Source organism: Streptomyces sp. ALB3 (assembly GCF_044385685.1).
Classification (GTDB): Bacteria; Actinomycetota; Actinomycetes; order Streptomycetales; family Streptomycetaceae; genus Streptomyces.
This window is the reverse complement of the sequence record NZ_JBISCE010000035.1, coordinates 29,780-42,519: the sequence shown is the minus strand read 5'-3', so window position 1 is coordinate 42,519 and position 12,740 is coordinate 29,780. Positions and strand designations below refer to the sequence as shown.

The window sequence follows — 12,740 nt, the reverse complement described above, 5'->3', positions numbered from 1 at the left end:
GATGACCGAGAGCCCGCAGCGGAACCGGCCCGACAGCCCCGGCAGTGTGTACGGCGGGGAAGACGGCAGGCAGAGCCAGTTGAGCAAACGAGGCGGGGGAGCGCCCGGCACCCGGGGCCGCACCACCATCGCCGACGGTGTGGTCGAGAAGATCGCCGGAATGGCGGCACGTGACGTCGCCGGTGTCCACGCGATGGGCAGCGGCCTCTCCCGGACGTTCGGCGCGGTCCGCGACCGCGTCCCCGGCGGCAACAAGTCCGTGTCCCGGGGCGTCAAGGCGGAGGTCGGCGAATCGCAGGCCGCCCTCGACCTGGAGATCGTCGTCGACTACGGCGTGGCGATCAGCGAGGTGGCCCGCGACGTGCGCGAGAACGTCATCGCGGCGGTCGAGCGGATGACCGGCCTCGAGGTCGTCGAGGTCAACATCGCCGTGACCGACGTGAAACTGCCCGACGAGGAGGACGACGAGGACGAGTCGGAGTCCCGCGTCCAGTAGACCTCTCACGTCCGGCAGTTGAGGAGCACACGATGAGCATGGCTGTGGTCGGCCTGGTGGCCGGCATGGCGCTCGGTTTCGCCGGGTACTTCGGCGGGTTCGGGGCCTTTCTACTGGTGGCCGCGCTGGGCGCGGTCGGCTTCGTCGTCGGCCGCTTCCTGGACGGCGACCTGGAACCCGGCGACTTCTTCCGGAGTCGCGAGCGCGGCGACCGGCGACGGTGACGGACATGACGGGCCGGGTCGAAGCCGCCGGGCGCGGGCAGACCCGGATCGCCGACCGGGTCGTCGCGAAGATCGCCGCACAGGCGGCCAGGGAAGCGGTCGACGAACGGCCCGAGGACGCCGCCGCGCCGCGCGCCACCGTCACCGTGCACCGGGACACCGCACGGGTGAGGGTCAGCCTCGACCTCGCCTACCCCTGCGACATCGGCCGGGAGTGCGGCGCGGTGCGTCGTCGCGTGGCCGAGCGGGTAAGAGCCCTGGCGGGGATGGAGGTGCCCGAGGTGACGGTGCAGGTCGAACGGCTGCACCCGTCCCGAGCCGGCACCGCACCGGAGGGGAGCATCCGATGACCGAACCCCAGGACCCGGAGAACAGCACACGGCGCCTGCCCACCGTCGAGTCCGGCCCACCCGGCGGCGTGCTGGAGAGGGAGCGGTCGGCGTCGGGCTCGTCCTACGAACCCGCCCGCGCCCCGGAGCGGCCGGGCGGCAGAGCGGGCCGCTTCTGGTCCGGCCGGAGGATCCCCGCGGCCCTGCTCGCCCTGATCGTTCTCGGCGGCGCGGGACTCCTGCTCTACGACATCGCGGCCGTGCGTGCCGACCACCCGGCCATGCAGTGGCGGCGCTCCGCCGCCGACGGCTTGGCGACCCGTCACCTCGACGACGTCTGGGTCCTGGCGGGCTCCGCGCTGGCGGCCGCACTCGGCCTCTGGCTGCTCCTCCTCGCCCTCACCCCAGGGCTGCGCGCCCTGCTCCCCATGAGCCGTCATCACACCGGCGTACGGGCCGGACTCGACCGGACCGCCGCCGCCCTCGTCCTGCGGGACCGGGCCGTGGAGGTGGCCGGTGTGCAGTCCGTCCGGGTGAGAGTGAGCCGGCGCAAGGCGAGGGTGCGGGCCCTCTCGCACTTCCGCGAACTCGACGACGTCCGGACCGACCTGGACACCGTCCTCGGTACCGCCATCAGCGAACTGGGCCTGGCACGGCCGCCCGGCCTGTCCGTGCGCGTGCGCCGGCCGGCGAAGAAGGGGTGACCCCGTGATCAGAACCGTCAACCGGGTCCTGCTCGGCCTGGCCGGGCTGGTTCTCGTCGTCGTCGGCGGCGCCGTCCTCGCCACGGGGCTCGGCCTGTCCGCGCCCTCCTGGTGGCCCTTCGACGGCAGGGACGACGTGCTGCTCAGCGAGGCCGACCGGACCAGGTGGAGGGACGAGGGCTGGTGGTGGCCCACCGTCATCGCGGTGCTCGCCGTCCTGGTGGTCCTCGCGCTGTGGTGGTTCCTCGCCCAGCTGCGCCGCGGGCGCCTCTCCGAGGTGCTGGTCGACAGCGGCGACGGAGAGGGAGCGCTGCTGCGCGGGCGGGCCCTGGAGGGTGTGATCGCCGACGAGGCGGGAGCCCTGGACGGCGTGTCCGACGCCAAGGCCGCGCTGACCGGCCGGCGCACCGCCCCGCGGGCCCGGGTCCGGATGCTGATGGAGCCGCACGCGTCCCCGGCGCTGGCGCTGCGTGGTCTCGCCGAAGGGGCGCTCACCCACGCGCGGTCCTCGGCCGGGCTGGACGAGCTGCCCGCCGAGGTCCGGCTGAGGGCGGTCAAGCACCGCGCGGAGCGGGTGAACTGACGACCTCGCGCGGACGTGCCCGTCACGCCGGGGGCGTCAGGAAGCGTGCCGGGGCGTCAGAAGCCGTGCCGGGCCCCGCCGTCGACGGGCACCATGATGCCCGTCAGATAGGAGGCGGCCGGGGAGAGCAGGAAGGCCGAGGTCTTCCCGAACTCCTCCGGAGTGCCGTAGCGGCGCAGCGGGATACGCGCCTCGTTGGCCGTGCGGGCGGCCTCGGCGTCGCCGGACAGCGCGTCGAGTTCCCGTACCCGGTCCGTGTCGATCCGGGACGGCAGCACCCCGACGACCCGGATGCCGCGCGGGCCGAGCTCGTCGGCGAGGGACTTGGCGAAACCGGCGAGGCCCGGACGCAGTCCGTTCGAGATCGTGAGGCCGGGAATCGGCTCGTGCACCGATCCGGACAGGACGAAGCCGATGACACCGCCCTCTCCGAGCGCGTCCGCCGTCGTGCGGGCCAGTCGCACGGCACCGAGGAAGACCGACTCGAAGGCCGACTGCCACTGGTCGTCCGTGTTGTCCGCCAGGTAGCCCGGCGCGGGGCCGCCGACGCTGATGAGGATGCCGTCGAGCCGGCCGAAGCGCTCCTTCGCGGCGTCCACCAGGCGCCGGGCGGCCAGCGGGTCGGCGTTGTCGGCGGCGATCCCGACCACGTCGGGTCCCAGTTCGGCGGCGGCGTCGGCGGCGGCCTTCTCGTCACGGCCGGAGATGACCACCTTCGCGCCGTCGGCGGCGAGCGCGCGCGCGGTGGCGTTGCCCAGCCCGCGGGTCGCGCCGGTGACGATGTAGACACGGTCCTTCAGTCCAAGATCCATGGCCCTATCCTGCCAAGTCCTCACCGGCGAGGTCGACCGCGCTGTTCACCAGGCCGATGTGGCTGAACGCCTGGGGGTAGTTGCCGAGCTGGCGCCCTGCCACGGGGTCGTACTCCTCGGCCAGCAGCCCCACGTCGTTGCGCAGGTCCAGCAGCCGGTCGAAGAGCACCTCGGCCTCGTCCCGGCGGCCCGTCCGCAGCAGGGCGTCGACCAGCCAGAACGAGCACGCGAGGAACGCCCCCTCGTCACCGGGCAGGCCGTCCACCGACGCGCCCTCGGTGCTGTAGCGGCGGATCAGACCGTCGTGGGCGAGCTCGTCCCGCACCGCGTCGACGGTCCCGGTCACCCGGGGGTCGTCGGGTGGCAGGAAGCCGGTGCGCACGATGAGCAGCGTCGAGGCGTCCAGCTCCTGGGAGCCGTAGTACTGGGTGAAGGTGTTGCGCACCGGGTCGTAGCCCTTCTCGCAGACCTCCGCGTGCACGGCGTCCCGCATCGCCCGCCACCGGTCGGCGTCACCCGGCAGGCCGGGGTTCTCCTCCAGGGTGCGCACCGCCCGGTCGGCCGCGACCCAGGCCATCACCTTGGAGTGCACGAAGTGGCGGCGCTGCCCCCGGACCTCCCACAGCCCCTCGTCCGGCTCGCGCCAGGTGGACTCCAGGAAGCCGAGCAGACTGAGCTGCAGGTTCCAGGCGTGCGGCTTGTCGTCGAGCCCGGCGTCGCGGGCCACCCTGAGGGAGTCGATGACCTCGCCGTACACGTCGAGCTGCCGCTGCCGCACCGCCGCGTTACCGGTGCGGACCGGAACCGAGTTCTCGTAGCCGCTCAGCCACGGCAACTCCGACTCGGGGAGTCTGCGCTCGCCGGCGAGCCCGTACATGATCTGGAGGTCCGCGGGGTCACCGGCCACGGCCCGCAGCAGCCAGTCCCGCCAGGCGGCCGCCTCCTCCACGTATCCGGCCGAGATCATGGCGCCCAGGGTGAGCGTGGAGTCCCGCAACCAGCAGTAGCGGTAGTCCCAGTTCCGTACGCCTCCGATCTCCTCGGGCAGCGAGGTCGTGAGGGCCGCCACGATCCCGCCGGTCGGGGCGTAGGTGAGGGCCTTCAGGGTGATCAGCGAGCGGAGGACCGCCTCCCGGTGCCTGCCGTGGTAGGTGCAGCGCGCCGCCCACTTCGCCCAGTCGGTGAGGGTGTGCCTCAGCGACTTGTGAGGGTCGACCAGCTTCGGGCGGGGGGAGTGCGACGGGTGCCAGGTGAGGACGAACGCCACGGACTCGCCCTCGGTGACGGTGAAGGAGGAGCACGTGCTGAACTGCTGGCCCCACGTCTTGACCGGCGGCTCGCTGCGCAGCCAGACGGAGTCGGGGCCCGCGACGGCCACCCGGTGCCCGTGCGAGCGGCGCATCCACGGGACCACGGAACCGAAGTCGAACCGCAGCCGCAGCACGGAACTCATGTCGACGCTGCCGCTGACGCCCTCGACGATCCGCATGACGTCGGGTGCCTTGTCGCGCTGCGGCATGAAGTCGATGACCTTCACGGTCCCGGTCCTGGTCTCCCAGTACGTCTCCAGGACCAGGGAGTCGTCCACGTAGGCGCGCCGGGTGCAGGTGTCGGTGCTGTCCGTGCCCTGGGGGGCGATGCGCCAGTGGCCGTTGTCCTCGTCACCGAGCAGGGCCGCGAAACAGGCGCCGGAGTCGAAGCGGGGCAGACACAGCCAGTCGACTGAACCGTTCCTGCCGACCAGGGCGGCCGTCTGGAGATCGCCGATGATGGCGTAGTCCTCGATACGTGGGGTCACGCTGTGGCGTCTTCCCGAACCTCGGCCCCGCTAAGCAGGGGAACCGGCGTGAACACGCCGGGCGCCACGGACTCAGGCGGTCGCCGGTTCCGGCTGCGCCGTCGTCTCCCCGTCCTCGGCGGCCTCTTCGCGGTCGCGCTTCTCACGGCGTACGAGGACGACCCAGCCGACGGGCACCCCGGCGGCGAAGAGCCACCACTGGACGGCGTACGCCATGTGAGGACCGATGGAGCCGTCGTCGGGGGCGGCGATCGTCTCGGGGCTGCCGCCGTCAGGCTCGGGGCCGGTCAGCTCCAGGTATCCGCCGAGTACGGGACGGCCCAGCAGGTGCGACTGCTGGGAGCTGTTGATCAGCATCACCTGCCGGTCCGGCAGGCCCTCGAGGTCCTTGATGCCGCTGGCGCTCGTCGTCTCGTCCGCCTTGAGCCGGCCCGTGACGGTGACCTCGCCGCGGGGCGGGGCGGGGACCTCCGGGTAGGCCTGCTGGTCGGCCGCGGCCGGGACCCAGCCGCGGTTGACCAGGACGGTGCCGCCGCCCTTGAGGTCCAGCGGGGTCAGGACGAGTACGCCGATACGCTCGTCCTGCGAGGTGCGGCGGCGTACGACCACCTCGTCCTCGGTGTCGAACGTCCCGGTGGCCGTCACGGCGCGCCAGTAGTCGGAGCGGGGCACCGTGTGCCCCGGAGAGGTGAGGCGGGTCACGGGGACCGGGGCCGCCTCCAGGTTGCGCGTGATCAGCGCGTTCTGCTCGACCCGGTGTTCGTGCCGGTGCAGCTGCCAGAAACCCAGCTCCACCATCGTGGGAATCATCGCGAGGACGAGGAGGGTGAGAATCACCCACTGCCGGGTCAACAGGAAGCGGTACACCCCATGACCGTACAACCGGGGCCATGGGGTGCGGCACGGAGGGTCCCCCGCGCGGACGGGTCAGCCCGTCATACTTTGTCCACGATGCCCGTCCTTCCCTCGGCGCGGGCGCAGTGGCCGCCGCAGTACCAGTGGCCGTCGACCTCGACGCCCTGGCCGATGACCTGGACCCGGCAGTGCTCACAGATGGGCGCCATGCGGTGGATGGCGCAGGAGAAGCAGTCGAAGACATGCACAGCACCCTGCGCGTGCACCTCGAAGGACATCCCGTAGTCGTTCCCGCAAACCTCACAACGTGCCATGCGCCACAGGGTGGGACGCCGGGCGGCGACGGGCGAGCCGGCAGCGGGCGAGTCGCCTCCGGTTCACTCCGATGACGGTGAGGGCTCCGGTGCGGCGCTCACTCCGACGCCGGTGAGGGCTTCGGCACGGCGACCGTCCTGGCCGGTGCCACGTCCCGCAGCAGATGGGTGAAGGCGCTCTCCTCCAGGATCGGGGTGCCGAACGACTTCGCCTTCACCGTCTTGGACGTGGCGGAGTCCGGGTCGTTGGTGACGAGCAGGCTCGTCAGCCGCGACACACTGGTCGCCACGTGCAGACCGGCTTCCACGGCGCGGTCCTCCAGGAGCTCCCGGTCGATCGAGGTGTCACCGGAGAAGGCCACCCGCATGCCCTGCATGAGGGGTTTGTCCGACTCGTAGCGCCCAGGGTTCGGATACGGGCACGCGGGGCGCTTGCGCGAGGGGCGCCAGCTGCCCTGGCCCTGCGACGGGCGGTAGCCGGCCCGAGGAGTGACCGGGGAGTCGGTCCACTCCGTCAGGGGCAGGCACTCCAGCAGCGGCAGCCGCACCCCGTCCCTGGCAGCCGCGTGCAGGCTGGGCCGGAAGGCCTCGGCCAGCACCCGGGCGTCGTCCAGGGCGTGGTGGGCTCGCTGCTGCACCACGCCGAAGTGCGCGGCCAGCGACTCCAGCTTGTGGTTGGGCAGGGGGAGCCGCAGCTCCTTGGCGAGCGCGATGGTGCAGAGCCGCTGCTCCACGGGAGCGACGACCGCCGCCCGTGCGTACTCCCGGGCGATCATCGACCAGTCGAACGCGGCGTTGTGGGCGACGAGCACCCGTCCGGCGAGCCGCTCGGACAGCTGCGCGGCGACCTCCGGGAAGAGCGGCGCGCCCTCCAGGACGTCGCTGGTCAGTCCGTGGATCCACACGGGGCCGGGATCCCGCTCGGGGTTGACCAGCGTGTACCAGTGGTCCTCGACGTCACCTCTCGCGTCCAGTCGGTACACGGCAGCGGAGATTATCCGGTCGTCGCGGGCGAGTCCGGTGGTCTCCACGTCGACGACCGCGTACCCCTGGGGATACGCGGCCGGCCACGGCACTGCGGTCTGACGGTCGTCGAGCATGGTCACAGAGAATACGGGCCGGGACCGACAGTGACCTATCCGGGCACCTCGGGCCGCGAACCCGGAGCCGCCGTGGCCCAGTTGGCCGGAGCGACGGACACGCGGGCCCGGGGATGCGCCGGGGGCGGGCCCGGTGAGACGCTCCCGGGGTGACGGACACAGAGGCGCGGCACCAGGACGAACCCCACAGGGGCGGGCTCGGCACCCGGCTCAACTGGCTGCGGGCCGCGGTGCTCGGCGCCAACGACGGCGTGGTCTCCACGGCCGGCCTGGTCGTCGGCGTGGCCGGAGCCACGGGGAACCGCTCCGTCCTGCTGACAGCGGGTCTGGCCGGACTGCTCGCCGGATCCATGTCGATGGCGGCGGGCGAGTACGTGTCGGTGTCCACCCAGCGCGATTCCGAGAAGGCCGCGCTGGCCCTGGAGAAGCGGGAACTCGAGGAGGCGCCGGAGGCGGAGCTCGCCGAGCTGACGGGACTGCTGGAGGAGAAGGGGCTGAGCCGCGGGCTCGCGCGGGAGGCGGCCGTCCAGCTCACCCGGCGCGACGCCCTGCGCGCCCACGCCGAGGTCGAGCTGGGCATCGACCCGGACGAGCTGACCAACCCGTGGCACGCGGCAGGGGCGAGTTTCCTGGCCTTCACCGCGGGCGCGCTGCTGCCGCTCCTGGCGATCGTGCTTCCGCCCGCCGCGCTGCGACTGCCCGTCACGATCGTTTCGGTGCTCGCGGCCTTGGCGCTCACGGGCTGGTGGAGCGCGCGGCTGGGGGAGGCGCCGGCGGGACGGGCGGTGCTGCGGAACATGGCCGGGGGAGCGGTGGCCATGGCGGTGACGTACGGGGCGGGGACGCTGCTGGGCGCGGCGGGGGTGTGAGCGCGGGGGGCCTGGCCGTCGCGCACCACGCGCCCGGGCGGGAAGCGGGCGGTGCGGTGAGGGCGGTCCCGGCGCGAACAGCGGCCCGAACCGGTGGGCGGTGTCGTCGCTGCCCTGGCCCCGATGCCGGCCGGCGCCACGTCGGCGCACGCGGAGAGCCTCCCGCGACGGGTCAGTTGGCGGAACCCGCCAAACGCTCATGACGCCGCGTCTCACATACTTGTCGGTAACAACGTCTATGCCCGGCGCCCGGGACGGCTCTACGGTGCTCGCATGGAGCCGAACCTGCCCGATGTCGTGCTGTGGTCGATCCCGGCCTTCGTCCTGCTCACCGTCCTCGAGATGGTGTCGTACCGCCTTCATCCGGACGACGAGGCCGCCGGATACGACGCCAAGGACGCCGCCACCAGCGTCACGATGGGGCTGGGCAGCCTGGTCTTCGACCTGCTGTGGAAGATACCCGTCGTGGCGATCTACGCCGCCCTGTACGAACTGACCCCGCTACGGGTCCCCGTCCTGTGGTGGACGGTCCTGCTGATGCCGCTCGCCCAGGACTTCTTCTACTACTGGTCCCACCGCGGCCACCACGTCATCCGCATCCTCTGGGCCTGCCACGTGGTCCACCACTCCAGCCGGAAGTTCAACCTCACCACGGCCCTGCGCCAGCCCTGGACCTCGCTCACCTCCTGGCCCTTCTACCTCCCGCTCATCGCCCTCGGCGTCCACCCGGCCGCGCTCGCCTTCTGCTCCTCGGCGAACCTCGTCTACCAGTTCTGGGTGCACACCGAGCGGATCGACAAGCTGCCCCGGCCCTTCGAGTACGTGCTCAACACGCCCTCCCACCACCGGGTGCACCACGCGTCCCAGGGCGGCTACCTCGACCGGAACTTCGGCGGGATCCTCATCGTCTGGGACCGGCTCTTCGGCTCGTTCGCCGCCGAGACCGAGCGCCCCGTCTTCGGCCTCACCAAGAACATCACCACCCACAACCCGTTCCGCGTCGCCACCCACGAGTACGCCGCCATCGCCCGCGACGTACGGGCGGCGGCCACCTGGAGCGAGCGGGCGGGCCGGGTCTTCCGCGGGCCGGGCTGGCAGCCGTCGAGCGCCGTCCCTCCCGCCGCGACCCTCCCCGCGCAGCCGCGCGCCGCCACCGAGCCGACCGGATGAAGCCCCGCGCGGGCTCGCCCCGGTTCGTACGACCGCTGCTCGCCGCCTTCCTCGCCGTCTCCGCCCTCCACCTGGCCGGGCTGCTCGCCGGCGCCGAGGCCGCCCACCTGGTCACCAAGCCGCTGCTGATGCCCCTGCTCGCCGCCTACGCCCTCGCCCGGAACGGCCCCCGGCTGCTCGTAGCGGCGCTGCTGTGCGGCTGGGGCGGGGACGTCCTGCTGATGCCCGGCGCGGATGCCGCCTTCCTCGCCGGGATGGGCTCCTTCGCCGTCGGCCACGTCTGCTACCTGTGGCTCTTCGGGCGTGCGCGCGTGTCCCCGCCGGCCGGCCTCGCGTACGCCGCCCTCCTCGTGGTCTTCGTCGGGCTCCTGTGGCCCGGTCTGCCGGCCGGACTGCGGATCCCGCTGACCGGCTACAGCCTGCTCCTCACCGCGATGGCCTGGCGTGCCGGCGCGCTCGGCCGGTACGCCGCACTCGGCGGCGCGCTCTTCCTGCTCTCCGACGCGCTGATCGCCACCGGTATCGCGGACTGGCCGCAGCTGCCGGCGCACGGCTTCTGGATCATGCTCACCTACCTGGCCGCGCAGTTCCTCCTCACCTGGGGGGCGCTCGGCGGACGAGTGGATTCCGCCGGCGGCGCTCCCGGGGCGTACGGTGAGAGGCGTATCAGAATCTGAGACGGCGAGGACGTCCCCGCATGCGCGCCACTGTGATCCACGCCCCCCACGACATCCGTGTGGAGGAGGTGCCCGACGCCACCGTCCAGCAGCCCACCGACGTGGTGCTGCGGGTGCTGCGCGCCTGCATCTGCGGCAGCGACCTGTGGGCCTACCGCGGCGAGTCGGTCCGGCAGCCCGGTCAGCGCATCGGCCACGAGTTCCTCGGCGTCGTCGAGGAGACGGGCCCCGGGGTCAACGGCTTCGCCGTCGGCGATCTCGTCGTCGCCCCCTTCGTCTGGTCCGACGGCACCTGCACCTACTGCGCCGAAGGGCTCACCACCTCCTGCCCTCAGGGCGGCTTCTGGGGATCGGCCGGTTCCGACGGCGGCCAGGGCGAGGCGGTCCGCGTCCCCTTCGCCGACGGGACCCTGGTCAAGCTGCCGGCGGCGGCCGCGTCCGACGACCGGCTGCTCACCGCGCTCCTGGCGCTCTCCGACGTCCTGGGCACCGGCCACCACGCCGCCCTCGGGGCAGGCGTGAGGCCCGGCAGCACCGTGGCGGTCGTGGGTGACGGCGCGGTCGGCCTGTGCGGCGTCATGGCGGCCAAGCGCCTCGGCGCCGAGCGCATCATCGCGCTCGGCCGGCACCAGGCCCGTACGGACATCGCCCGCGCCTTCGGCGCGACGGACGTCGTCGCCGAGCGTGGCGAGGCGGCACTGGCGGCCGTACGGGAGCTGACGCGGGGTGAAGGCGCCCACGGCGTCATCGAGGCGGTCGGGACCGAACAGTCGATGCGTACCGCCATCGGCGTCGTCCGCGACGGGGGCTCCATCGGATACGTCGGAGTGCCGCACGGCAGCGGCACGGGAGTCGACCTCGACGCGATGTTCGACCGGAACATCACCCTGCGGGGCGGCGTCGCCCCTGTGCGCACCTACATCCCGGACCTGCTCCCCGACGTGCTGGACGGCACGATCGACCCGTCGCCGGTCTTCGACCTGTCGGTCGGCCTGGACGGGGTGCCGGGCGGATACAAGGCCATGGACGAGCGCACGGCGCTCAAGGTGATCATCAGGCCGTAGCGGCGGCCGCACACACGGGAGGAGGGGCCGGGGACAGCTGTCCCCGGCCCCTCCTCCCTGACGCCTTACCTGCGGACCGCGTCCAGCGCGTCCACGACACCGGCTCCGTAGAAGCCGTTGTACTGCTTGCCGCCCTCGCAGACCGCGTCGACGGTGCCGTCACCGTCGATGTCGTACGGCGCGCCGCACGCGGTGGCGTCGGCCTGGTGCGTCAGCAGGGCCTTCACCCCCGCCGCCGAGGCGTACGGGTGGGTCGACTTGATCAGGGCGGCGACACCCGCGACGTGGGGGGACGCCATGGACGTTCCGGCCTTGTAGCCGAATCCGCCGCCGGGCAGCGTCGACAGGATCAGCCCGTTGTCGGCCGGTGCCTCCGGCGCCTGGTAGCGCGTCGAGTCACCGCCCGGGGCCGCCACGTCGACGACCCCGAGGCCGTAGTTCGAGTAGGAGGACTTGAGGTTCTTCGCACCGGTCGCGGAGACCGTCACGACACCCGGCACCATGGTCGGGATGTCGGGGCAGGCGCTCGGGTCGACCGTGCGCGTGACCGGCGTCGTGTCGTTGGGGCTCGTCGTGTCCTCGATGGCGTCGAGGGCCAGGTCGTGGTCGGAGTTCCCGGCCGCGGCGACGTTGACGACGCCCTTGCCCTCCGCGTAACGGGTGGCCCGGGTGACCGACTCGACCAGGGCGCCCTGGTCCGGGTCGTTCTTGCAGTTGAAGAGCCACGGGTCGGTGTAGTAGCTGTTGTTGGTGACGTCGACCCCGTGCTCGGCGGCCCAGACGAAGCCGCAGACCACTGCCTCGGTGTAGAAGAACCCGGCCGGCGTGGACACCTTGATGCCGGAGACCTTCACGCCGGGCGCGACACCGGTGACACCGGTGCCGTTCTTCGCCGCGGCTATGGTGCCCGCGACGTGCGTGCCGTGGTCGCTCTCACCGGCCGCGGGCCGCCAGGCGCCCTCCGTGGTGTCCGGGGCGCCCGACACGCAGTTGACCGAGGCCGCGCGGTCGAAGTTGGGGGCCAGGTCGGGGTGCGTGTCGTCCACGCCCGTGTCGATGACCGCGACCGTGACCTTGCTGCTGCCGAGCGACTTCTTGTGCGCCTTGTCCGCCTTGATGGCGGGCAGGTCCCACTGCAGGGGCTCCAGCGGGTCCTGGCCCGCCACCGCCTCCTGCGACGCGGCCCGCGCCTGGCCGGCGGTGAGGGGCTGCTCGACGCCGATGTCCTTCGTCGCCTGCGGGACGATCGGGCTGGTGCGCGTGGCGCCCGCCGACTGGACGCCCCTGGCCTTGCGGATCGTCGCGCCGAAGTCCGGGTTCTGCGAGTGGACGACGATGACGCCGATCTTGTCGTAGGACGTCACGACGGTGCCGCCGGCCGCGGATATCGCCTTCCGCACCTGCTTGACGGTGCCGTGACCAGGGCGCGTGTTGACGACGTACGACAACTTGGGGCCGTCCGCGCGGACCGCCGTCGCCGGCTGGTCCGCGGGTGCCGCGGCCGCGGTCCCCATCGGGAGGAAGCCGATCGAGGCCGTGAGCGCGAGTCCGACGGGCAGCGTGAGTACGCGAGTCCGTCTGGATGCCAGATGAGCCATGGGTTCTCCACATCATCCGTGCCGGTGGAGCCGGACACAGGCGTGTCCGGTCCGGTACATGACCAGTGAAGTTATCGCTGATCTTCCCGGCACATCAATGAATACGGGCAAGTGAGTTCGAGGTGTGACCTGTGGGAGTCGCGTCCA

At 72.4% G+C, this 12,740-nt stretch carries 15 protein-coding genes; 9 read left to right on the top strand and 6 right to left on the bottom strand.

Annotation, left to right across the window (positions count from 1 at the left end):
- Position 1 precedes the first annotated feature (1 nt).
- From ACHFIV_RS21940 to amaP, 5 genes are read left to right on the top strand one after another with little or no spacing between them, the layout of a single operon-like run.
- Positions 2-496 carry an Asp23/Gls24 family envelope stress response protein gene (locus tag ACHFIV_RS21940; protein WP_398971652.1) on the top strand — a complete coding sequence of 165 codons (495 nt, stop codon included), beginning with the start codon at positions 2-4 and terminating at the stop codon, positions 494-496.
- 32 nt (positions 497-528) lie between these two features.
- Positions 529-720, top strand: coding sequence for a hypothetical protein (locus ACHFIV_RS21935; protein WP_277329639.1), 192 nt, complete (start codon positions 529-531; stop codon positions 718-720).
- Complete coding sequence (locus ACHFIV_RS21930) at positions 717-1,070, top strand: hypothetical protein (protein WP_398971649.1); 354 nt, start codon at positions 717-719, stop codon at positions 1,068-1,070. The genes ACHFIV_RS21935 and ACHFIV_RS21930 overlap by 4 nt, the downstream gene beginning before the upstream one ends.
- The gene (locus ACHFIV_RS21925; RefSeq protein WP_398971646.1) at positions 1,067-1,753 is read left to right on the top strand and encodes a DUF6286 domain-containing protein; all 687 of its coding nucleotides are present in this window, start codon (positions 1,067-1,069) and stop codon (positions 1,751-1,753) included. Before ACHFIV_RS21930 ends, ACHFIV_RS21925 begins: the two co-directional genes overlap by 4 nt.
- Before the next feature lie 4 nt (positions 1,754-1,757).
- The gene (amaP, locus tag ACHFIV_RS21920; protein WP_398971643.1) at positions 1,758-2,336 is read left to right on the top strand and encodes an alkaline shock response membrane anchor protein AmaP; all 579 of its coding nucleotides are present in this window, start codon (positions 1,758-1,760) and stop codon (positions 2,334-2,336) included.
- Between the two features lie 56 nt (positions 2,337-2,392).
- Here the strand turns inward: amaP and ACHFIV_RS21915 are convergent, their stop codons facing one another.
- The 5 genes from ACHFIV_RS21915 to ACHFIV_RS21895 all read right to left on the bottom strand — a co-directional run bounded on the left by ACHFIV_RS21915 (position 2,393) and on the right by ACHFIV_RS21895 (position 7,221).
- Positions 2,393-3,148 carry an SDR family oxidoreductase gene (locus tag ACHFIV_RS21915; protein WP_398971640.1) on the bottom strand — a complete coding sequence of 252 codons (756 nt, stop codon included), beginning with the start codon at positions 3,146-3,148 and terminating at the stop codon, positions 2,393-2,395.
- 4 nt (positions 3,149-3,152) lie between these two features.
- A complete protein-coding gene (locus ACHFIV_RS21910) occupies positions 3,153-4,946 on the bottom strand; it encodes a glycoside hydrolase family 15 protein (RefSeq protein ID WP_398971637.1) in 1,794 nt (597 codons plus the stop codon).
- Between the two features lie 72 nt (positions 4,947-5,018).
- The gene (locus ACHFIV_RS21905) at positions 5,019-5,813 is read right to left on the bottom strand and encodes an SURF1 family cytochrome oxidase biogenesis protein (protein WP_398971634.1); all 795 of its coding nucleotides are present in this window, start codon (positions 5,811-5,813) and stop codon (positions 5,019-5,021) included.
- A gap of 68 nt (positions 5,814-5,881) precedes the next feature.
- Positions 5,882-6,115, bottom strand: a complete 234-nt coding sequence (locus tag ACHFIV_RS21900; RefSeq protein WP_078492597.1) for a hypothetical protein — start codon at positions 6,113-6,115, stop codon at positions 5,882-5,884.
- A 98-nt stretch (positions 6,116-6,213) separates the two neighbouring features.
- Positions 6,214-7,221, bottom strand: coding sequence for a DEDDh family exonuclease (locus tag ACHFIV_RS21895; protein WP_398971631.1), 1,008 nt, complete (start codon positions 7,219-7,221; stop codon positions 6,214-6,216).
- Positions 7,222-7,364: 143 nt separating this feature from the next.
- Here ACHFIV_RS21895 and ACHFIV_RS21890 point away from each other — a divergent pair, with 143 nt between their 5' ends.
- The 4 genes from ACHFIV_RS21890 to ACHFIV_RS21875 all read left to right on the top strand — a co-directional run bounded on the left by ACHFIV_RS21890 (position 7,365) and on the right by ACHFIV_RS21875 (position 10,995).
- Positions 7,365-8,084, top strand: a complete 720-nt coding sequence (locus tag ACHFIV_RS21890) for a VIT family protein (RefSeq protein ID WP_398971628.1) — start codon at positions 7,365-7,367, stop codon at positions 8,082-8,084.
- A gap of 273 nt (positions 8,085-8,357) precedes the next feature.
- Positions 8,358-9,254, top strand: a complete 897-nt coding sequence (locus ACHFIV_RS21885; RefSeq protein ID WP_398971625.1) for a sterol desaturase family protein — start codon at positions 8,358-8,360, stop codon at positions 9,252-9,254.
- Positions 9,251-9,931 carry a lysoplasmalogenase gene (locus ACHFIV_RS21880; protein ID WP_398971622.1) on the top strand — a complete coding sequence of 227 codons (681 nt, stop codon included), beginning with the start codon at positions 9,251-9,253 and terminating at the stop codon, positions 9,929-9,931. The genes ACHFIV_RS21885 and ACHFIV_RS21880 overlap by 4 nt, the downstream gene beginning before the upstream one ends.
- A 20-nt stretch (positions 9,932-9,951) precedes the next feature.
- Entirely contained in the window at positions 9,952-10,995 is a 1,044-nt protein-coding gene (locus ACHFIV_RS21875; protein WP_398971619.1) for a zinc-dependent alcohol dehydrogenase family protein, read from the top strand.
- Between the two features lie 65 nt (positions 10,996-11,060).
- Here ACHFIV_RS21875 and ACHFIV_RS21870 read toward each other — a convergent pair whose 3' ends face one another.
- Positions 11,061-12,593, bottom strand: a complete 1,533-nt coding sequence (locus tag ACHFIV_RS21870; protein WP_398971616.1) for a S8 family peptidase — start codon at positions 12,591-12,593, stop codon at positions 11,061-11,063.
- Positions 12,594-12,740: the final 147 nt, after the last annotated feature.

Excerpts from the sequence above, each read along its gene's own strand:
- ACHFIV_RS21900 (WP_078492597.1), bottom strand. The coding sequence starts at position 6,115 with ATGGCACGTTGTGAGGTTTGCGGGAACGACTACGGGATGTCCTTCGAG.
- ACHFIV_RS21925 (WP_398971646.1), top strand. The coding sequence starts at position 1,067 with ATGACCGAACCCCAGGACCCGGAGAACAGCACACGGCGCCTGCCCACC.
- ACHFIV_RS21915 (WP_398971640.1), bottom strand. The coding sequence starts at position 3,148 with ATGGATCTTGGACTGAAGGACCGTGTCTACATCGTCACCGGCGCGACC.
- ACHFIV_RS21870 (WP_398971616.1), bottom strand. The coding sequence starts at position 12,593 with ATGGCTCATCTGGCATCCAGACGGACTCGCGTACTCACGCTGCCCGTC.
- ACHFIV_RS21875 (WP_398971619.1), top strand. The coding sequence starts at position 9,952 with ATGCGCGCCACTGTGATCCACGCCCCCCACGACATCCGTGTGGAGGAG.
- ACHFIV_RS21940 (WP_398971652.1), top strand. The coding sequence starts at position 2 with ATGACCGAGAGCCCGCAGCGGAACCGGCCCGACAGCCCCGGCAGTGTG.
- ACHFIV_RS21885 (WP_398971625.1), top strand. The coding sequence starts at position 8,358 with ATGGAGCCGAACCTGCCCGATGTCGTGCTGTGGTCGATCCCGGCCTTC.
- ACHFIV_RS21880 (WP_398971622.1), top strand. The coding sequence starts at position 9,251 with ATGAAGCCCCGCGCGGGCTCGCCCCGGTTCGTACGACCGCTGCTCGCC.
- ACHFIV_RS21935 (WP_277329639.1), top strand. The coding sequence starts at position 529 with ATGAGCATGGCTGTGGTCGGCCTGGTGGCCGGCATGGCGCTCGGTTTC.